The following is a 20,077-nucleotide window of genomic DNA, read 5'->3' as shown; positions in this document are numbered from 1 at the left end:
ACGGCGACAGCGACAATGCGGATGACAGCGTGGCGCTGAACCTGGGCAGCGGGGTACTGACCCTGGTGCAAACCGTGACGGACGCGGATGGCGACAGCGCCAGTGCCGCCATTGATGTGGGCACTGGTGGGGTATTCCAGTTTGAAGATGACGGTCCGAGCGTCAGCAATAATCTCACCGTGCAACTCGATGACGACGCCCTGGCCAACGGCATTCCGGATGGTCCGAATGACGATGACAATGCGGTAAACACTGACGGTATCCTCGCTCATAACTTCGGGGCTGATGGTGCAGGCAGTGTGCAATGGCTGACTACGGGGGCGCCGGCTGGCTTTACTTATGAAACGAATCACGCAGGTGCCCTGTTGGTCAAACAGGGGGCGACCACAGTGCTGACAGTAACCCTGAACTCGGCTACTGGGGCGTATAGCGTGACGCAGAATGCGCCTATTCAACATGCGAACGCTGATCAGGAGAACAACCAGGCGTTTACCCTGAACTATCAAGTGATCGATGGCGATGGCGATACTGCGAGCGGCACGCTGGCTATCAATGTCGATGACGATACGCCGGTGGCGAAGAACGACACGGCCATTGTTGCTGAGTCCAGTGACAAGGACTTCAATGTTGCCTTTGTGCTGGACTCCAGCGGCAGTATCAACAACAGCGAGTTCACTACCATGATGAACGCTGTGAAGGCGGCGGGGCAGGCGCTGTTCAACGGTACCGATGGCGATGTGAAAATCACCATAGTGGCGTTCTCTTCGGACTCACTGGCATATGCTCCGGTGACATCGATCGCTGCGTTCAATGCTCTGGTTGATGACATCATTGCCAATAGACCGTTTAACGGCGACACCGACTTTACCGATGCTATCCAGCAAACCATGGTGTCTTATGCCCCGATTGAGGGCTGGAGCAACCAGGTTTTCTTTATCAGTGATGGCAACCCTAATGAGCAAACAGGTACAGGCGGCAACTCGCTGAGCAACGCAACGGCAACGGCTTGGAACACCTTTGTCGATAGTAACGCCATCAACGTCACCGCTATTGGTGTGGGGGACGGCATTAACACCACCCGCTTGCAGGATGTCGATCTCGATGGTAGTGGTGCTCCTATCCTGGTGACCGACTTTAATGGCTTGATCAATACATTGCTTGGTCAGATCTCGGGCAACTTCGTCAGCGGCAACGTTCTGCTTGGCAACAACAACGCGGTAGGTGGCGGCGACGACGATTCATACGGTGCCGATGGTCCGGGGCGGATCATGTCCATCAAGATCAATGGCACGACCTACTCCTGGGATGGTGTCTTGGATGGCGATCAGCAGCTGACCAACATCACGACGGCTCTGGGTGGCAAGCTGACCTTTAATTTCGCCACGGGCACATGGGGTTACACCTCGCCGCAAAGCGTTGCAGCGGACACTAGCGAAAGCTTCGATTATGTGATCGTCGACAAGGATGGCGATCAAGCGAGCGCTACTCTGACGATCAACATCGAGGATGCTGCACCGGTGATCGGTAAGGTGGACGAGGACGAGCTGACTGGCGGCATCACCGATGGAGATGCCCAGACGACTACCGTCTCAGGAAGCCTGGTTGAACTATTGGTTGGTACGAACAGCGGCCAGTTCAGTCTGGATACTACCCCCAATGTCATGCCGTCCCTGACCTCGGACGGAGTGACGGTGACCTACGGCTTCTCTGGGAATACCCTGACGGCGATGGCTGGTGCGGCAACAGTCTTCACCCTGGTGGTGCAGAGCAATGGTTCCTACACCTTCACCCTGCTTGGGCCGTTGGATCACCAGAATGCCAATGGTGATGACAACGAGCTTCTGACGCTGAATCTGACCGGGGCCATTCGAGCTTCCGATGGAGTCAACCCGCTGCCGCTGGCTGGTGATCTGCTCATTCAGGTAGAAGATGATGTACCGACTATCCAGGCCAGCACCAACTTGGTGTACTCCAACAGCAGCAACCCGGGTGGTGGCACTGGTGTGTTCGATTACAGCACTGGTGCGGATAATCGCGGCACTGGACCGTTCTCGTCGTCCGACTCGGATTTCAATGCCATCGGCCTGACGGGGACAGTTGGTGGCTCGGCCATCACGTCGCAATTGGTCACCTGGGTGTCGGAGAACGCTAGTACGGCCACCTTTGATATTGAGTTCAATTACGCGCCGAATCCGGCCAGTCCAGGAATCACGCAGGAGGCAACCGGTACCCTGACCTTCGACAAGATCAACGGTACTTACACGGTATCGCTGGATGAACCGATCGAGGGCTTCAGTGTTCTCAAAACCAGTGCCTCGTTAAGTATCACGGGCTACGCATCTGGTGGCAGTGTGCCGGACAACTCGCAGCCGGATGTGTCTGTGGCCAAGCTGGACAATGATTTTTATGTCCAGTTCAGGGGCGCTGCAGAGCCCGGTGGGGGTACCGGGACCAACAATCTGCAGACCGGTGGTGCCAACACCAGCGTATTCGCCAATGGCGAGTTGTTTACTCAGGCATCGTCTTGGGTCAGCGTCTCGAACTCGGCGAACGGCGTGGGCGGCGATACCATCGGCAAGGGGGAGGTGCTGGACTTGACATTCCACACTACCAATCCGACCGGTACTTTAGTCGCCAACCCTGATGGCCGGGCGGAGGGGATCTTCCTGAAGTTCGACGGTATCAATAGTGAAGACCTGGTGGTGGTGCTCAAACTGATCGGCACGGGTGGCATAACCACTACACGGGCTCTGGTGATCAGCAACAGTGATATCGTTAAATCTGGCAGTAGCGCTGCGACCTTGGCAGCCCTGCTGGCTTATGGCATTACCCTGGACAACAACGATGGGGCCATTGTCATCGAACACAATGACTACAACGGTGTAGGTGAGAACTGGCAGATCTACGGCGCGCAGATCCTGACCAGCGTGGAGGGCATTACCACCACCACAGCGCTGAACTTCAATGCGGCCTTCGGTGATACAGGTGGTTCAAATGCGACCACAGACTTCAGTAACCAGACCGACAGCGATGTTGTGAAGGTCTCTGATATCGGTTTGATCACTTCGGAAAATACCACACTGGATGCCGAGTTGGACTTCCAGGTCGGGGTTAAGGATGCCGATAACGATGCTACTTCCAACACCAATCTGCATGTGACCATTGAGGCTGGCACCACCTTCATCGGATCGGCGTTGGCGGATGTGATTCAGGGCGGTGAAGGGAACGACACTCTCTCTGGTTTGGCCGGTGACGATACGCTGATAGGTGGACTGGGAGATGACATTCTGATCGGTGGTCTGGGTAGCGATACCATGACGGGTGGCGCGGGCAGTGATACCTTCAAGTGGATTGCTGGTAATGCGGATGGCAGTACCGACAACATTACCGACTTTACGCTGGGCAGCCCTGCCAGCGGTGGCGACGTGCTGGATCTGTCGGATCTGTTAGTCGGCGTTCCCAGTGGTGGCAGCAACGAGGATTTGGCCACAGTGCTGGATAATTACCTGCAGTTTGATACTGCGGCCAACAAGCTGACCATAGATACCAATGGACTTCCAAGTGGGGGTTCCCAGCTGACAGTGCAGTTCCAGGGTAGTCTCGATCTGGATCACAGTGGCGGTTTGACGACGAACCACGACATCATCAAGCAGCTGCTGGATGATGGCAACCTCAAGGTGGATCCGTAATCGAGTAATGGGGCCGGGCTATGCCTGGCCCCTGTTTTTTGACTGAGGGGGCGGCTAAGATAGCGGCAGTACAGGAGAGGGTCACCATGCAGTCATTCAATTGGGTCGATATCGATGGCATTCGCTATAGCTGGGATGGGCAGGGCAGCATTACCTGCACCGGCCAGTTTGGCTATCAGGCCACGATGGCTGGTGATCGGATCGATGCACTGGATCTTGAAAGCCAAGATGGCGAAGTGGCGGGTTCCCTCAATGTGGACTTCGCAGCCGCCACCATTGCCTTCACGCCGGCAGTAGATGCAGAGCCACCTCATATGGTGGTGCTGGTCGGGCATGATCAAGGGGAGCAGGAGTATTCGCTGCAGAGTCTGAGCGATACCTGTCTGCAGGATCTGCTCATGCACTCCGACAGCATCGACTGTGTTCCACTCATAACGTCCACGCCGGCAGAGCCGGTGATCCCGCCGCAAGGACACGTTCTGTCGTGGGATTCCTTCCATTTCGATGATGACGTCGTGCTCGGTTCCCGCAGCGTCACACCGATGGCGCCCAGCCATCAAGAGCTGATGGGCAACGAGATCAGCATCAACATCGACATGACCAATCAGGTGCTGGATCAGATACCGCCATTGCACGATATATGAATCCCATTCGGCCACGGGCATAATGACCTCACTCTAATTGACTGAGGTTTTTTTATGTGGCGTCCCCTTCTTACCCTTTCCGCTCTGGTCGTCAGTGCCCCGTTATTTGCGCTTGAAGTACCACAAGCCCCGCATCTGGTGGTGAGTGGTTATGCCGAGCAGAAGGCCGAACCCGATATGCTGACCCTCAATGTGTCTGTGACCGCGCTGGAAAAGCAGGGCATCAAGGCCAAGCAGCAGGTGGATGGCAAGGTTGCGGCCTTCTTTGGCCAACTGGAAGGGTTGGGCATCAAGCGCAGTGACGTGGAGGCGGGCAACCTGGTGATCTCCCCCGAATATCAGTATCCGCAGAACAAGAAGCCGGAACTGGTGGGCTACCGTGCCCAGCGTCAACTCGCGGTCAAACTCTACCAGCTCGACAAGTTGAGCGAGCTGATGGATACCGCCCTCAAGGCGGGTCTGGAGTCTGTGTCCCAGATTGAGTACGGCCTCAAGTCGCCGCAGACCATCAAGGAGCAGGCGCGTGTCGGTGCGGTGGAAGATGCCAAGACCAAGGCGGAATCCCTGGCCAAGGCGTTCGGCATGAAGCTTGGCAAGGTTTACAGCGTCGAGTACCGCAACAACACCCCCATGCCCATCTATAGTCGTGCACTCAAGGCGGCTGCCATGGCTGCACCTGCCGCCGACATGATGGAAAACAGCTATCAACAGCAGCAGATCAGCATCACGGACAACGTGGAAGCCGTCTTCCTGCTGGAATAAGGCGTTGGCCATCCGGCCTTGTCGATCTATCCCAGGCCCGAGGCTCATCCCCTCGGGCTTGTCGTTTCTGCCTGGCAAGCGGGACTGAGTGTGCAGGCGAGAGCGGGGTAACCGGATGATGATGTGGCTGGCCGGATCCCGATCTATATGATGCCAGGATGGGTGGCGGAGTGTCCGGGCCGCCCGCGAGTTGCAGATGACGGATAGAAAGATGCCGGTCGGTGACCGGCATCTGATGGCGTAACGAGGTGGCGCGGATCAACCCAGGTTGGCGGCAACTCGTGCACGACGCTTCTGTTTGAGCTGATAGCCGATGGCGAGCACGACGATCCAGACAGGGATGAGCAGCACCGAGATCTGGATGCCCGGAGTCAGGTACATGATGACCAGGATGCCGGCCATGAAGGCGAGGCAGAGGTAGTTACCGAACGGGTACCAGAATGCCTTGAACTTGGGTTCAACCCCTTCGGCCTGTTTGCTCTTGCGAAACTTCAGGTGCGCGAGGCTTATCATGGCCCAGTTGATGACCAGGGCCGAGACAACCAGCGCCATCAGCAGCTCGAACGCCTTGCCCGGCATCAGGTAGTTGATCAGCACGCACAAGAGGGTTGCTGCGGCGGAGACTGAGATGGCCACCACGGGCACACCGCTCTTGTTGGTCTTGAGCAGGCTGCGCGGGCCGTTGCCCTGCTTGGCCAGACCGAACAGCATGCGGCTGTTGCAGTAGACGCAGCTGTTGTAGACCGACAAGGCGGCGGTCAGCACCACCATGTTGAGCACGGTTGCCACCAGGTTGCTGTCCAGCGCGTGGAATATCATCACGAAGGGACTGCCGCCTTCCACCACCTTGCCCCAGGGGTAGAGGGACATCAGCACGGCCAGGGCGCCAATGTAGAAAATGAGGATGCGGTAGATCACCTGATTGGTGGCCTTGGGAATGCTCTTCTCGGGGTCATCCGCCTCTGCGGCCGTGATCCCCACCAGCTCAAGACCGCCGAACGAGAACATGATCACCGCCATCGCCATCACCAGACCGCTGATGCCGTTGGGGAAGAAGCCGCCCTGGTCCCACAGGTTGGTGATGCTGGCATCCGGTCCGCCGTTGCCGCTGGCGAGCAGGTAGCCGCCAAAACCAATCATGCCAACGATGGCGACCACCTTGATGATGGCAAACCAGAACTCCATCTCGCCGAACGCCTTGACGTTGGAGAGGTTGATGGCGTTGATCAGCACGAAGAAGACGGCCGCCGACATCCAGGTCGGGATCTCGGGCCACCAGTACTGGACATAGATGCCGACCGCCGTCAGCTCGGCCATGCTCACCAGCACGTAGAGTACCCAGTAGTTCCAGCCGGAGGCGAAACCGGCGAAATCACCCCAGTATTTGTAGGCAAAGTGGCTGAAGGAGCCCGCTACCGGTTCTTCCACCACCATCTCGCCTAGCTGGCGCATGATGAGGAAGGCGATAAAGCCGCCGATGGCATAGCCGAGCAGCACTGAGGGGCCCGCCATCTTGATGGTCTGGGCAATGCCGAGAAACAGGCCGGTACCTATGGCACCGCCCAATGCGATGAGCTGGATATGGCGGTTTTTCAGGCCGCGCTTCAGCTCCTCGCCGTCTTGTTGAAGATCCATTCTTCCTTCCTTACGTCTCTGATGTCACTCGTCTGTCATTTCGCCCGTCGAGTCACTCCATGTGACCTTGCACGGCAAAGCGTGCTTGAAACGTGACGAAATCCGTATTTATTTCGTTACGGCAGGCCGCTTGTTGTTTTTTATGGCGGCTACCAACGGAAGCAGAATAGTGATAATCGGTCGTCCACGCACCTGTTTTCCTCATCATTCGCCGGTTTTTTCGGCACAAGACAGGTTTTTTATGATCCGAACGCGCTGGAGGGGAGTGATTGCTCGCAATGTGTGCAATCGAACGCTGTCGGGTTGACTCTTTGGTGGATTCCTGTTTTATGAAGCCTCCTCCGTAAAAAGGATGTGATTCATGCAACGTATTATTGGCAGCCTGCTGGCCGTCGTGCTCTGGTTGACTGTCTGGCTCTCTCCCTTGTTGCTGACCATGGCGGCGGGATGCATGCTGGTCTGGGCAGTGCAGGGTGATGACTATCTGGTGACGCACTTTCGAACCGTGCTGCTGATCGCCGGCGCCGTCGGTCTGCTGCCATCGCTCTGGTTGACCGAACGGGTACGCCGGCGTCATGGCGTGCTCAACTTCTATGCCATGCTGATGAACAACAAGGAGTTGAACAGTACAACCCCCCGTTCCCGCCAATCATAAAAAACCGAGCCAGATGCGGCCGCATCTGGCTCGGTTTTCATTTCTGCCTGTCACTCTTGCTGCCTGTTACCCATGGGACCATGCCGGGCTCAGCTCTGAACCTCAGCCCGGTTCAATAGAGCTGACGGCGCATGCCGGTTGCCTCCAGAATTTTTGCGCTTATCTCTTCCACCGAATGAGAGCTGGTATCGAGGAAGCGGATCGCCTCCTGGCGAAACAGCCGCTCCACGCTCGCCAGCTCCTGCTCGCACTGCTCCAGCGATGAATAGCGGCTGTTGGCGCGGCGCTGGTTGCGGATCTCGTGCAACCGCTGCGGCGCTATGGTGAGGCCGAACAGCTTGTGGCGGTTGGCCTTGAGAGCGCTCGGCAAGTCCAGCGTGCTCATGTCCTGTTCGATGAAGGGGTAGTTGGCGGCCCGGATGCCAAATTGCAGCGCCAGATAGAGGCTGGTCGGAGTCTTGCCGCAGCGGGAGACCCCGATGAGGATGATGTCCGCCTCCTCATACTCCTTGGTGGTGATGCCGTCATCGTTGGCCAGCGCGAAGTTCACCGCCTCTATGCGATCGTCATAGAGTTTGCGATTCTCCATGCCGTGAGTGCGATGCAGTCTGGGTTCGGCCTTGACCCCCAGTTCCTGTTCCAGCGGGCTGACGAAGGTGTTGAGAAAGTCGTGACTGCTGGCCTGGGCCTTGAGCACCTCTTCCCGTACCAGGGGGTCGACTATGGTGTGAAACAGTATGGGGCGTATCCCGGTCTGACGGAATTGCTCGTCGATGCGCGCCCGCACCTGCCTGGCTTTTTCCTGGGTCTCCACGAAGGGGATGGTGACTTGCTCAAACACCAGGGGAAACTGGCTCAAGACGGCGTGGCCGAACACCTCGGCCGTGATGGCGGTGCCGTCGGATACATAGAATACGGTGTGCACGATGCGCTCCTGTGGTACGGGTTGGCGAGGTTGCGAGCAGTCAGTATCTCTCGAAACCATACCGATTTTGTCAACCGATCTGCTGTGCCCAAGTTGTGAAGTGGCTTGCAAACCTGAGTCGTTACCTTTTTGTGTTGGCATTGTAGAATGTCTGTGTCATTCGGCCATCCCCAAATCTTGCTCGGGGATTTTTTTGACAACAAGTAGAAAACGTTTTCATGGTCGTTGGCAACAGTAGAAACGGACAATAACGCATATAACTCACGCACCTAATTTGGCGCAGAAGGTGCCACGGCACCCGAGCCCACCAACCTGGAGACATGCAAGTGCAACAGTACGTACTCTGGTACGAACAACTCGGTATGCAAGATGTAGAACGAGTTGGCGGCAAGAACGCATCCCTTGGCGAGATGATCAGCAACCTCTCTGGTGCCGGTGTATCCGTGCCGGGTGGCTTTGCGACCACGGCCTTTGCGTTTAACGAGTTTCTGGAGTTAAGCGGCCTCAACGGCAAGATCCATGATCTGCTCGATACCCTGGATGTGGACGACATAGCCGCCCTCAACCGGGCCGGTCAGCAGATCCGTGACTGGGTGATCGACGCCCCGTTCCAGCCTGCACTGGAGCAGGCGATCTGCGCCGCCTACGACAAGCTGAGTGCGGGTCTGGATGCCTCTTTCGCGGTGCGCTCCTCCGCCACCGCCGAGGATATGCCGGACGCCTCCTTTGCCGGTCAGCAGGAGACCTTCCTCAACGTACGCGGCATAGACGCCGTCATGATTGCCGTCAAGCATGTGTTTGCTTCACTGTTCAACGATCGCGCCATCTCCTACCGGGTGCATCAGGGGTATGACCACAAGGGCGTGGCGCTCTCGGCCGGGGTTCAGCGCATGGTGCGCTCGGATCTGGCTGCCTCCGGTGTCATGTTCACCCTGGATACCGAGTCGGGTTTCAACGACGTTGTCTTCATCACGGGTGCCCAGGGCTTGGGCGAGATGGTGGTGCAGGGGGCCGTCAACCCGGACGAGTTTTATGTGCACAAGCCCACCCTCAGGGGCGGGCGTCCTGCCGTGGTGCGCAAGACGCTCGGCTCGAAACTTATCAAGATGACCTACTCGGACGATGCCGGTCACGGCCGTCAGGTGAAAATAATTGACACGAGCGAGGCCGAGCGCAGCCGCTTCTGTATCACGGATGAGGAGGTGATGGCGCTGGCCAAGCAGGCGCTCATCATAGAGCAGCACTACGGTCGCCCCATGGACATCGAATGGGCCAAGGATGGACAGGATGGCCAGCTCTACATAGTGCAGGCCCGTCCCGAGACGGTGCGCAGCCGCCAGGAGGCCAACACGCTCGAACGTTTTGCCCTCAAACAGGCGGGCAAGGTGCTGATCGAGGGGCGTGCCATCGGCCACAAGATTGGCGCGGGCCCGGCGCGGGTCATCTCCTCCATCAGCCAGATGGACGAGGTACAACCCGGCGATGTGCTGGTCACCGACATGACGGATCCGGACTGGGAGCCCATCATGAAGCGGGCCTCCGCCATCGTCACCAACCGCGGCGGGCGCACCTGTCACGCCGCCATCATAGCCCGCGAGCTGGGTATTCCGGCGGTGGTGGGTTGTGGTGATGCCACCAAACGCATTGAACCGGGCCAGCTTATCACCGTCTCCTGCGCGGAAGGGGATACCGGCTTCATCTATGACGGCGAACTCGATTTCGACGTGGCGGTCACCGAGGTGGGCAATATGCCGCGCCTGCCCATCAAGATCATGATGAACGTCGGCAATCCGGACCGGGCGTTCGATTTTGCCCAGTTGCCCAATGCCGGAGTGGGTCTGGCGCGGCTCGAATTCATCATCAACCGCATGATTGGCGTGCACCCCAAGGCCCTGCTGGAGTTTGACCAGCAGAGCCCTGAACTGCAGGCCACCATCGGCAAGATGATCGCGGGTTACGACAGCCCCCGTGAGTTCTACGTGGCCAAGCTGACCGAAGGGATCGCCACCCTGGGCGCCGCCTTCTGGCCGGAGCGGGTCATAGTGCGGATGTCGGACTTCAAGTCCAACGAGTACGCCAACCTGGTGGGTGGCCGTGGCTACGAGCCTCACGAAGAGAACCCCATGATCGGGTTCCGTGGCGCATCCCGCTACATAGCCGACAGCTTCCGTCCCTGCTTTGCCCTCGAATGCGAGGCCATCAAACGGGTGCGTGACGTCATGGGGTTGACCAACGTCGAGGTGATGATCCCCTTCGTGCGCACCGTGGGCGAAGTGGAGCAGGTGATCGACATCCTGGCCGAGAACGGGCTGCGCCGTGGCGAGCGGGGGCTCAAGGTGATCATGATGTGCGAGATCCCCTCCAACGCCCTGCTGGCGGATCAGTTCCTGCAGCACGTGGATGGCTTCTCCATCGGCTCCAACGACATGACCCAGCTCGCACTCGGACTGGACCGGGACTCGGGCCTTATCGCCCACCTGTTCGACGAGCGCAACGAGGCGGTCAAGGCGTTGCTGTCGATGGCTATCCAGGCCGCGCGCAAGGCGGGCAAGTATGTCGGCATCTGTGGCCAGGGGCCATCCGATCACCCGGACTTCGCCGCCTGGCTGGTCGAGCAGGGCATAGACTCTGTGTCCCTCAACCCGGATACCGTAGTCGATACCTGGCTCTATCTGGCCGAGCAGCACAAAGCTGGCTGATCCTCGTCGGTTATTGCCTGCGAATAATAAAAGTGGCGCCCCCGGAGGGCGCCATTTTTAATCGCGCAATAAACCCGATGGCGTTATTTGTCAGGGATATTTTTTATTCCTGCTCAAAATAGGCGCGCCAGATCTTGGTTTTACACTCCGTTACATCTGTTCACTTCATCACCACCCCATAATAAGCCTGCCATGTCATGACGAAGTGGGTGGATCACTATATTCACGTCATGTCGAGCAAGGCGGGATAAACAGGTTCCGCTCGCGTTCTATTTATCAATAAATACGTTGTTTGTTATTAATATGGCCAGGGTAGGCAGATGTCACAGAGCGTATCAAATCAAGTGATCAGAAGAATGCTGACGGCCTGTCAGCAGCAAGGGGGAGATCCGGATGCCATCCTGATGGCTGCCGGTCTGACGCCATTCGATATTCACCGTGAGCATGGCCGGATCCTGGCCCATAGCCATTACCGCATGCTGAGCCTGATGCAGCGGCATCTGAGCGGCTTTCACGAGGGCATACTGTCTTACGATATCGCCGAGCTCTACCAGCACTATCCGGCGCTCATCAGCCTCTGCCTGAACCAGCCGTCCCCTCGCGCCGCCATCGAAGCCCTGCTGGCCTATCGCACCGTCATCGGCAACTGTGACGATTTTGTGGTGCGAAGAGGGGCGCTGTTTAGCCAATATGAGTATATCAATCAAGGGCCTGCCGCCCTGGGCGCGAGTCAGGCCATCCCCAATTTCGTCATTCTCTACCGGATCCTGCGAGTCTATGCCCCCGGCCTTGGCGTCTCTGTGGGATTCGTCGGCAAGCCGCCGGCCCATCACCGCCAGCTGGATCACTTCTTTGGTACCCACTGCCGCTGGGAGCAGCCGGGCAACACCCTGACCATAGACAATGCCCTGCTGGATAGCCGCGCCGATAGCTACAACGAGCCGCTTTGCCGCCTGCAGACAAGCCAGCTCGCGCATATTTGCAGCGATATCGATGAGCGGGTGCCCTTTGCCAATCTGGTGGCGGACATGATCCGCCATAAAATCCGCGGCGGTGTCATGGAGAGCGATGACCATTTACTCAAGGATGTCTGTTCGGCCATGAATATCAGCCGCTGGACCCTGAACCGAAAATTGCAGGGGGAGGGCAGCAGCTTCTCTGCCATCTTGAAACGGGTCAAGATGATGGAGGCCTGCCGTTTATTGGGAGAGGGAGAGCAACCGCTGCAAAATATCAGCGATCTGGTGGGGTTTTCCTCCCAGAGTGCCTTCAATCGTTTCTTCAAGGCCAATACCAATATGACCCCGCTGGCCTATCGCAATACCCGCCAATAATAACGGGACCCGGCCTGCGCCTGATCCCGTCAAGGCTGAAGGCAACAAAGGGGGGCGCATTCTGGTGCGCCCCCCATCACCTTCATTTCTTACCTGGGCTCGCTTATTTTGTCACAGTGGTGACGGTGGCGGCATCCACGCCGCTGGGCAGGGCCAGGGCGCCCGGGGTCGTGCTGCTCACCACTATCTCCTTGCTCACGGTAAAGCTGACCGGCGTGCTGGCAGAGACATCGGAAGAGGGGCTGATGTAGGCGCTGTAGCTGCCAGGCTCCACTATCCACTGGTTGCTGACCTCATCGAAGCTGGCGAGTATGCTGGCCGGAATGGTGAAGCTCAGCAGCTCGCTGGCGCCCGGTGCCAGCTGTTTGGTCTTGGCAAAGGCCTTGAGCTCTATGGTCGGTTTTTGCAGTTTGACCTCGGGGGCGCTGACATAGACCTGGACCGCCTCCTTGCCCGCCACTGCGCCCGTGTTGGTGATGGTGGCCGTCAGCACCAGGCTGCCGGCCGCGCCCTTGGCCAGGGTATTGTTGGCGATGGCGGGGCTGGTGTAGCCGAAGCTGGTGTAGGAGAGACCAAAGCCGAACGGGTAGGAAACCGCCTTGTCGAAGGTGCTGTAGTAGCGGTAGCCCACATAGATCCCCTCGTTGTAGTAGAGATCGTCCGGCTCGCCGTCCCCGTCGGTATCCTCACCCGGGAAGGTGCCGGCGGAGGGCACGCTGGCATAGCTGAGCGGGAAGCTCTGGGCCAGCTTGCCACTGGGGTTGACCGCCCCCGACAGCACGTCCGCGACCGCATGGCCGGTTTCCTGACCCGCCATGTAGGCCAGCAGTATGGCGTCCACCTTGTGGCTCCACTGGGCTGTGTCGATGACGCCGTTGACGTTGAGCACCACCACCACCTTCTTGCCCTGGGCGTGGAAGGCGCTGCTCACCGCATCTATGAGGGCGACTTCATCGTCGCCGAGCAGGTAGTCGCCCTTGCTATCGGTGCGATCCGCTCCCTCACCGGCCTGACGACCCAGGCTGATGACAGCAACCTCCTGCTCGCTGGCGGCCGTGGTGATCAGGCTGGCGAGGGCCGGGCTGACGGCAGCCTCGTCGCAGGTGTAGTAGCCCTTGGCGCCGAATTGCCCCTCGTGATAGACCTTGTTGGCTTCATAAAAATCGCCGTAGTAAGCCTGCAGCGCCCCGTTGACTGGGAAACGGCTGGCCAGCCCCTGGGCTATGGTGGTGGTGCTGGCGGCGTTCACATCCCCGCTGCCGGTCCCCCCCTTGTAGGTGTTGATCTGGTTGATGCCAAAGCTGGCCACCTTGCTGGTCGCGGCTATGGGCAGGGCGGCGGCGTCGTTGCGCAGCAGCACCATGCTTTCGGCCCCTGCCTGGCGAGCCAGTCTGGCGTGGGCGGCCAGATCCGGGCTGTTGCTGACGGCCAGCTGGTTGTAGGAGGGGCTCTTCATCGCCTGGGTCAGAATATGGATGGCGGCCTCGGTCACCTTGGCCTCGTCGAGATCACCCTGCTCGATGGATTGCTGCAGCTGCTCCTTGACGTTGCCAGGTTCGATCAAATCCTGCCCCGCCAGCACCTGCTTGTAGGCGTTGTTGGCCACATCGCCGGCGAACCAGTCGGACATCACCAGGCCATCGAATTGCCACTCACCGCGCAGCACATCGGTCACGGCGTCCTTGCGCTCGTTGACATAGGTGCCGTTGACCTTGTTGTAGGAGGTCATCACGGCCCAGGGCTGGGCCTCGTCCACCGCGATCTGGAAGCCGCGCAGATAGATTTCACGGAAGGTTCTCGGTTCACCTATGTCGTTGATCTGGTTGCGGTTGGTCTCTGAGTTGTTGCCAAAGTAGTGCTTGATGGTGGTGCCGACCCCATTGCTCTCCACCCCGTTGACCATGGCGGCGCCTATCTTGCCGGTGAGCAGTGGGTCTTCCGAGTAATATTCGAAGTTGCGGCCATTGAGCGGGTTGCGCTGAATGTTCATGCCGGGGGCCAGCAGGATGTCGACCCCGTACTGGCGTACCTCGTCCCCCATGGCTTCCCCGACGGACTTGACCAGGTTGACGTCCCAGCTGGAGGCGAGCAGGGAGCCGATGGGCCAGGCGGTGGCGTAATAGGTGGCGCTGTCGCCGTCGCGGTTGGCGCTGATCCGCAGGCCCGCCGGGCCATCGGCCAGTTTCAGGGCCGGAATGTCGATGCCGTCGGCACTGCGTGCCACCCCGTTGATGTAGCCCGCTACCCCGGCGACATCCTGCTTGACGTTGATGGCGCCGTTGGCGCTGCCATAACCTGGGCCGGAGAGCAGGCTCAGCTTCTCGTCCAGGGTGAGCTTGGCCACCATGGCTTCGGCCTGGCCGCGGTAATAGGCGTCGTCTTTTACCAGGGGATCCGAGTCGTTCTGGTTGCAGCCAACCAGCAGCCCGGCCAGCGCCAGGCTGACACAGAGTGAAACCGCTTTCATTTTTGTCGTGATAGGCATGAAGACTTCCTCGTAACTGTCTGAATAAAAAGGCAAGTGCGATATCGACACCGACAAGTGATCGGGCCGGGCGGCCGCTCTGATGGCGGGTTCCCATGGATATCGATGACGGCTCAGGATGGGCCAGGGTGCATGTGCAAGGGGGCAACCATGGCCGGAGCCGCAGGCAGGTTAGCAAGTCGGACTGGCTGCGCCTTGCCTTGGCGGAGCGAGAAATGTGCAGTTGGGAGCAAGGGTGCCAAGTTGTGACAGGGGTCGCATCACAGGCTGCGCGGCAGGGAGGGGAAAGGGGAGGCTGGATGACCCACCATTGCGGATGGCGGCAACAGGGCGGTCAGGCTTGGGGTGCGATTTGCCGCGAGGTGCGGGGCGCAGACGCTCGGGCAGAAGAGAGGGGGCCAGCGGCCCCCTCGGCGTGTGCAAGATACCTCGCGCTTGTCAGCGCAAGGGTTTGCTCACTTTGGCTGTTTCAGTGCACCGGCCAGTTCTATCTGCACCCGGACCCCTTGCTGCTTGAGCTGGGTGGCGATGGCGTTCAGATCCGTGCCTGGCTTGGCCTGCAGCAGGGCGATGCCGCCGCTGCTCTGCTTGAACTGCAGGCCGTGGCGGCTCGCCAGTGCCTTGGCCTGATTGTCATCGGCCTCCACCAGCAGGGTGCCGCTGACGGTCAGCTCGGGGCTGGCGACCCCTTGCAGCAGGACGTCGCCGCTGCGCAGGGTTTGTTGTGGCACCTTGCCATCCAGACTGCGGGCGACCCGTTTCTTGCTGCCGTTATCCGGCGTCAGGTAGGTCTTGCCATTCACCTCTACGGTGTTGTACTGCTTGCCATCGATCACCACCGATTCGTCGGCCGTTGCGTGCACGCAGACCGAGGCCAGCAGGCTTGCCAGGGCAAGGCTGAGTAAGCTGTGTTTCATGTTATGACTCCTCTGTGATCAGGAACGGGCTGCGTCGTGACCGAGTACCCGCAGGGACCAGTCGAGCAGTTGACCCGGCTGGCTGTTGTTGCGCTCGGTCAGGGTGCTGCGGGTGTTGGTTCTGCGATCGAGCAGCGAGACCTGGCGGCTGCCATTGGCCACGTCGGTCACCTCCAGGCGCCACTCGCCCTGGGCCGGTTCGCCGTAGAACTTGTGGGAGAGCATGCGCATGTCACGCAGCCCCTTGGTGCGCACATAGCCCAGCTGCTGCCGGTCGAGGGATTGTCCCACCAGGCTGTTGTTGGGGTTGAGCAGCACGCTGCGGGTACCGGATGGCGAGACCAGTTCGATCAGCAAGTCGGGCAGCCGCTGGTGATCCAGGCTCACCATCACCTGCACGGCCTCGACCGTCAATAGCTGATCGACCTGCGTGCTGGAGCGGGTCGGGCTGCTGCCCACATCCGGGATGGCACCGACGGCGCGATCCCGGACCGTCACCTTCTGCCAGGGCAACTGTACCAGTGGCGGCAGCGGTTCGTGGCTGGCGGCGCGGGTCAGGGTCTTGTTCACATCCACCAGGCCGAAACCATAGGTCGGGCTGTACCAGAGGCCGGCCGCGTTGCGCTCCCACCCCTCCAGACCCGTCACCTGACGGCGCTGACCGTTGGCGGCCGTGTAACTTATCTGCACGGGCCCCTGATTGGCGTCGAGCCGGGTGGCGTTGCGGGCCAGCAGGTCGCGCAGATCCCGCACCGACAAGTCCGGATAGGCGGACATCAGCAGCGCCATGGCGCCTGTGGTGTTCGGGGTGGCCGAGGAGGTGCCGTTCATCACGCCGTTGTAGTCGCAGCTGGCATCCAGTTGCGGGTTGTTGTGCAGCCGGTTGGTGCTGGGATCGTCCAACCGGTTGTACCCCATGTCGCAGCCGGGCAGATCCGTGGTCACCATGGCCGGCGCATCCGTGCCGTATTCCCCGCCGGGGGCGCTCAGGAAGACGTTGCTGCCGACGCTGGAGTAGGAAGAACGCACCCCGTCCGCGTTGATGGCGCTCACCACCAGGTTCCAGAAGTTGCTGTTGGAGGGATCTATGTTGCTGTTCTCAAACGGCAGCTTGGGCAGGTTGCCGGTGCGGTTGAGCACATAGTTGCCGGAGGCAATCCGGTTGAAGCCGTTGCCCGCCGCCTTGATATAGGCAGCCCCCTGCGCCTGCTGGGTCTGTTGCTCGAACAGGCGATCGAGCTGTACCTGATCCAGCCCGTTGGCCCCTTCAGGATCGACCAGGCTCATGCCGTAGCTCTGGTTGAAGACCCGGTTGTCTGCGGTGACGGCATTGCCGCCCAGGGCGTAGAGCCAATCCTTCTGCAACTGCTGGCTGTTGTCATCGAGCAGGTTGAAGCCCTGCAACTGGGCGCGGGGGGCCACCCCCAGGGTGCCTATGGTGTTGTCCACCGCGGCTATGATGCCGGATACCGAGGTGCCGTGGGCACTGTCCGGATCGGTCGGGGTGGGATCGCTGCTGCCGGTCACCACGTTTTTGGAGCCGGGGCGCACGTTGTCGGCCAGATCCGGGTGGGCGATGGCCATGCCATCGTCCACCACGGCCACGTTGATGCCCTGACCCAATACCTCGGTGCGGTGTGCCCACCAGAGATTGAGGTCATTGCCCGCCACGCCGCCGCGGGGGCTGAAGGCATTCTGGCCGCTGTTGAGCAGGTGCCACTGCTGGTCCTGCAGGGGGTTGATGCCGGGCAGACAACGGACTGCGCTGCTGCGACCGGTATCGAGTCCGGCCTCTTTGCCGGTGAGTGGGGTGCAACTCTCATTAGCCTGAACTGAAGCGATAGGCAGGGCCGAGAGCAGGGCCGAGATTGCCAACGCCAACGATGTTTTTCTCATTAATAAACTCCATCTTATATCGCACCGTCCTGGGTGCGACTGGCATCTATACACGGGAAAAACAGAGCCAAAAAGCGCTCATTTCTGATCTGAGATAAGGCTCAAAAAAATCCCATTACAAACCGGTTTTCAACCATATGGGGGTTCCGGCGAATCCCTTTATATGTTGTATTGAGAACTTTTCTCAGTTGGCTGTTGTTGATCTTTGTCTTTATAGATCAAGATGTTATTAACTCGCCGTTCACCCTGGCTGCGGCAGTGCCGAGGCAGCCGCGTTGGGCTGGCCCTGACCAGATATGACAGATACCCAAGCGGGCGTTGTGTGGCTGACAAGCCTGTCATGCCGGGAGGCGGGTTTTGCACCCAGGCGGCAATGAAAACGGCGCCAGTGGCGCCGTGTTTATGTGAGGAGTTGGCCGAGAGTGGCCGGCCGTTATTTGATCAGGGCCAGGATCGGGCGAAACGCCGGATGACGGCAATCCCCCAGCAGCTCATAGAGGCACATCTCCACCGAGGTGAGCCGTGCGCCACGGGCGGCCAGCTGAGCGATGGCCAAGTCGCGGTTGGCGGCGCTGCGGGACGACACGGCATCCACCACCAGGGAGACATGGGCGCCGCTGTCGAGCAGCCCCAGCACAGTCTGGTAGACGCAGATATGGGCCTCTATGCCGCACACCAGCCAGTGACGCCTGCCCGTCCGGGCCAGCGCGGTGGCCACTGCCGGCTCCCCCAGTGCGCCGAAGCTGAACTTGGCCAGCACGGGGGCGCCGCTTTGCAGCGGCAGCAGCTCGGGCACAGTCGGCCCCAGCTTGTCCGGATTTTGTTCCAGCCAGACAACCGGCAAGCCCAGTGCCTGGGCTCCTTGTACCAGCCGTGCGCTGTTGGCAATCAGGGCAGGGCTTCCCTCGACGAGCCGTGCCAGCTTGCCCTGAATATCGACGACCAGCAGGCCTGTGGTAGAGACGGTCAACATGATGGCTCCCTGGGTCAGGTCAGTGGGTGGCGCCCAGTGGACGCATGACAGATGTACGCGACTGGTTCCACAGATAGATGAGGGTCAGCGCGATGGCGGTACCGATCGGCAAGGCGAACAGATGCAGCGCGATAAAGCACCAGAAGACAACTTTGAAGCCCTTCACTGGCTCGGTGAGCCCGCGATAGGCCACATAGTTGAATGCCATGACAAACAGCCCGATGGCCAGTGCGAGGCCGATGCTGACCCCCTGTGACGGGGCTGATCCGGCCGGGTGCAGCGGGCTGACCGTGACGACGGACCATGCAACAAACGCTATCATGGCCAAAGAAAAAAGCGTCGAAGCGATAAAGATGCCTTTGGCGATCAGCTGTTGTTTGGGGCTCATGAATACTCCTTGAATAGGGGGTGGTCTTGCTCCCTGCTCGTGATCTGGCGTGCCTTCCATGCCGTTCGCCATTGACATGGTGACGTATAAAATATGAGTCACGGCACCCTGTCGATAAGGCACATAAACCTACCCGCAATGCCAGCGCCGGTCAAAAATAAAGTAATTCAAATTGTAAATGTAGTGACAACTAAAGAGGTGGAACGCCTGTTGAAGTACTCAATATCGGTTTGTTAGCCAGCGGAGAATCATTAACCAAAACGACGATTAAATGCTTCCTTGCTAACTTTCCGCTCCATCTGTGAATTACATTTTGGACAAAGTGTTTGCTTCTTTTCATCGATTGTCCACTTATAATATGTCTTCTTTATAGACTGACCACAAATACTGCAAGATGATGGTTTTCCAAAAATGACACCTATTATGACAAAAATAATTATTGCAACTAGCCATTCCATTTGTTGACTCCTCAGTCAGGTTGAAAGCTGGTTTTGACGTTCGAAAACAGTCGCATGGTGCAGATCAATCTTTTCATTGATATAACAGTCGGTAGACTTGACCAGATCTCTGATAAATCGGATCACTTTTTCTAGTTCATCACGTTTTATAAGATGAGGAGCTGCTACGCCAGTGTTGATAGGTTTTGAGCGATGCGCGGCTTCACCGCGCTTTTTGATCCATTGATTAAGTGTTGAGCGGGCTTTTTCTGGTTCGTAGTTAGACCAGTGCCACCCCTCTGTCACATCAAACCCAAGATAATCCATAAATATTTTTTTCGTTTTATCTGAGCTTGGATTATGAAAGGATTTTAAATCTGTATGTAATTTTTTCAGGATGAAATCACCCAAGTAACTGCCCTGCACTATGGCTAGCTTTTTATGCATTTCCTCAACCAGCCGGTCCTCCACATAGGTTTCCCAAGCGGTGAGTGCCATTACTAGCCCGGCTCGTTTTAAAACCTCACTGCTGGGTGGTGGTGGATTGGCATTGATACCATCAAAATGGGCTAGCAGCTCTTCAGCATCTTTAATTGAGTATTCAAATCCTTGAATCGCTTTTGACATATTCCTTGTCC

At 58.6% G+C, this 20,077-nt stretch carries 15 protein-coding genes; 6 read left to right on the top strand and 9 right to left on the bottom strand.

All coding sequences use genetic code 11. The features are described 5' to 3' along the window. Positions 1-29: 29 nt before the first annotated feature. The 3 genes from AACQ95_RS12485 to AACQ95_RS12475 all read left to right on the top strand — a co-directional run bounded on the left by AACQ95_RS12485 (position 30) and on the right by AACQ95_RS12475 (position 5,095). Complete coding sequence (locus tag AACQ95_RS12485) at positions 30-3,689, top strand: T1SS-143 repeat domain-containing protein (RefSeq protein ID WP_339357898.1); 3,660 nt, start codon at positions 30-32, stop codon at positions 3,687-3,689. Between the two features lie 86 nt (positions 3,690-3,775). Next, positions 3,776-4,333, top strand: a complete 558-nt coding sequence (locus AACQ95_RS12480) for a hypothetical protein (protein ID WP_241281049.1) — start codon at positions 3,776-3,778, stop codon at positions 4,331-4,333. 54 nt (positions 4,334-4,387) lie between these two features. Next, positions 4,388-5,095, top strand: coding sequence for an SIMPL domain-containing protein (locus tag AACQ95_RS12475; protein WP_042866080.1), 708 nt, complete (start codon positions 4,388-4,390; stop codon positions 5,093-5,095). Between the two features lie 258 nt (positions 5,096-5,353). On the opposite strand, the gene AACQ95_RS12470 is transcribed toward AACQ95_RS12475, so the two are convergent. Continuing rightward, a complete protein-coding gene (locus tag AACQ95_RS12470; RefSeq protein WP_042866081.1) occupies positions 5,354-6,730 on the bottom strand; it encodes an amino acid permease in 1,377 nt (458 codons plus the stop codon). Between the two features lie 361 nt (positions 6,731-7,091). Here AACQ95_RS12470 and AACQ95_RS12465 point away from each other — a divergent pair, with 361 nt between their 5' ends. After that, the gene (locus AACQ95_RS12465) at positions 7,092-7,385 is read left to right on the top strand and encodes a hypothetical protein (protein WP_103470471.1); all 294 of its coding nucleotides are present in this window, start codon (positions 7,092-7,094) and stop codon (positions 7,383-7,385) included. Between the two features lie 112 nt (positions 7,386-7,497). Here AACQ95_RS12465 and ppsR read toward each other — a convergent pair whose 3' ends face one another. Continuing rightward, a complete protein-coding gene (gene ppsR, locus AACQ95_RS12460) occupies positions 7,498-8,310 on the bottom strand; it encodes a posphoenolpyruvate synthetase regulatory kinase/phosphorylase PpsR (protein WP_241281048.1) in 813 nt (270 codons plus the stop codon). Positions 8,311-8,630: 320 nt separating this feature from the next. On the opposite strand from ppsR, the gene ppsA reads away from it, so the two are divergent. Together ppsA and AACQ95_RS12450 are read left to right on the top strand one after the other, a co-directional pair. Beyond that, a complete protein-coding gene (gene ppsA, locus AACQ95_RS12455; protein ID WP_241281046.1) occupies positions 8,631-11,009 on the top strand; it encodes a phosphoenolpyruvate synthase in 2,379 nt (792 codons plus the stop codon). 356 nt (positions 11,010-11,365) lie between these two features. Then, positions 11,366-12,343 carry an AraC family transcriptional regulator gene (locus tag AACQ95_RS12450; RefSeq protein WP_241281044.1) on the top strand — a complete coding sequence of 326 codons (978 nt, stop codon included), beginning with the start codon at positions 11,366-11,368 and terminating at the stop codon, positions 12,341-12,343. 103 nt (positions 12,344-12,446) lie between these two features. Here AACQ95_RS12450 and AACQ95_RS12445 read toward each other — a convergent pair whose 3' ends face one another. The 7 genes from AACQ95_RS12445 to AACQ95_RS12415 all read right to left on the bottom strand — a co-directional run bounded on the left by AACQ95_RS12445 (position 12,447) and on the right by AACQ95_RS12415 (position 20,066). After that, on the bottom strand, positions 12,447-14,828 hold the full coding sequence (locus AACQ95_RS12445; protein ID WP_241281043.1) for a beta-glucosidase family protein: 2,382 nt from the start codon (positions 14,826-14,828) through the stop codon (positions 12,447-12,449). Positions 14,829-15,283: 455 nt separating this feature from the next. Further along, on the bottom strand, positions 15,284-15,745 hold the full coding sequence (locus AACQ95_RS12440; RefSeq protein ID WP_241281041.1) for a serine protease chaperone: 462 nt from the start codon (positions 15,743-15,745) through the stop codon (positions 15,284-15,286). Between the two features lie 18 nt (positions 15,746-15,763). Next, positions 15,764-17,641, bottom strand: coding sequence for a serine protease Asp (gene asp, locus AACQ95_RS12435; protein ID WP_241281040.1), 1,878 nt, complete (start codon positions 17,639-17,641; stop codon positions 15,764-15,766). Between the two features lie 433 nt (positions 17,642-18,074). Continuing rightward, the gene (locus AACQ95_RS12430) at positions 18,075-18,614 is read right to left on the bottom strand and encodes a hydrolase (RefSeq protein ID WP_241281039.1); all 540 of its coding nucleotides are present in this window, start codon (positions 18,612-18,614) and stop codon (positions 18,075-18,077) included. Between the two features lie 19 nt (positions 18,615-18,633). After that, a complete protein-coding gene (locus AACQ95_RS12425) occupies positions 18,634-19,002 on the bottom strand; it encodes a hypothetical protein (RefSeq protein WP_043556494.1) in 369 nt (122 codons plus the stop codon). A gap of 251 nt (positions 19,003-19,253) precedes the next feature. Continuing rightward, the gene (locus tag AACQ95_RS12420) at positions 19,254-19,460 is read right to left on the bottom strand and encodes a hypothetical protein (RefSeq protein WP_241281038.1); all 207 of its coding nucleotides are present in this window, start codon (positions 19,458-19,460) and stop codon (positions 19,254-19,256) included. A 15-nt stretch (positions 19,461-19,475) separates the two neighbouring features. Beyond that, complete coding sequence (locus AACQ95_RS12415) at positions 19,476-20,066, bottom strand: HEPN domain-containing protein (RefSeq protein WP_103470478.1); 591 nt, start codon at positions 20,064-20,066, stop codon at positions 19,476-19,478. Positions 20,067-20,077 lie beyond the last annotated feature (11 nt).

The organism is Aeromonas sp. MR19, assembly GCF_963899305.1.
GTDB classification, from domain to species: Bacteria; Pseudomonadota; Gammaproteobacteria; order Enterobacterales; family Aeromonadaceae; genus Aeromonas; species Aeromonas bestiarum.
This window is presented reverse-complemented; position numbering and strand designations above follow the sequence as displayed.

What these genes read in the sequence shown, in the direction of transcription:
- AACQ95_RS12480 (WP_241281049.1), top strand. Translation starts at nt 3,776, where the DNA reads ATGCAGTCATTCAATTGGGTCGATATCGATGGCATTCGCTATAGCTGG.
- AACQ95_RS12475 (WP_042866080.1), top strand. Translation starts at nt 4,388, where the DNA reads ATGTGGCGTCCCCTTCTTACCCTTTCCGCTCTGGTCGTCAGTGCCCCG.
- AACQ95_RS12470 (WP_042866081.1), bottom strand. Translation starts at nt 6,730, where the DNA reads ATGGATCTTCAACAAGACGGCGAGGAGCTGAAGCGCGGCCTGAAAAAC.
- AACQ95_RS12465 (WP_103470471.1), top strand. Translation starts at nt 7,092, where the DNA reads ATGCAACGTATTATTGGCAGCCTGCTGGCCGTCGTGCTCTGGTTGACT.
- ppsA (WP_241281046.1), top strand. Translation starts at nt 8,631, where the DNA reads ATGCAAGTGCAACAGTACGTACTCTGGTACGAACAACTCGGTATGCAA.
- AACQ95_RS12450 (WP_241281044.1), top strand. Translation starts at nt 11,366, where the DNA reads ATGCTGACGGCCTGTCAGCAGCAAGGGGGAGATCCGGATGCCATCCTG.
- AACQ95_RS12445 (WP_241281043.1), bottom strand. Translation starts at nt 14,828, where the DNA reads ATGCCTATCACGACAAAAATGAAAGCGGTTTCACTCTGTGTCAGCCTG.
- AACQ95_RS12440 (WP_241281041.1), bottom strand. Translation starts at nt 15,745, where the DNA reads ATGAAACACAGCTTACTCAGCCTTGCCCTGGCAAGCCTGCTGGCCTCG.
- asp (WP_241281040.1), bottom strand. Translation starts at nt 17,641, where the DNA reads ATGAGAAAAACATCGTTGGCGTTGGCAATCTCGGCCCTGCTCTCGGCC.
- AACQ95_RS12430 (WP_241281039.1), bottom strand. Translation starts at nt 18,614, where the DNA reads ATGTTGACCGTCTCTACCACAGGCCTGCTGGTCGTCGATATTCAGGGC.
- AACQ95_RS12425 (WP_043556494.1), bottom strand. Translation starts at nt 19,002, where the DNA reads ATGAGCCCCAAACAACAGCTGATCGCCAAAGGCATCTTTATCGCTTCG.
- AACQ95_RS12420 (WP_241281038.1), bottom strand. Translation starts at nt 19,460, where the DNA reads ATGGAATGGCTAGTTGCAATAATTATTTTTGTCATAATAGGTGTCATT.
- AACQ95_RS12415 (WP_103470478.1), bottom strand. Translation starts at nt 20,066, where the DNA reads ATGTCAAAAGCGATTCAAGGATTTGAATACTCAATTAAAGATGCTGAA.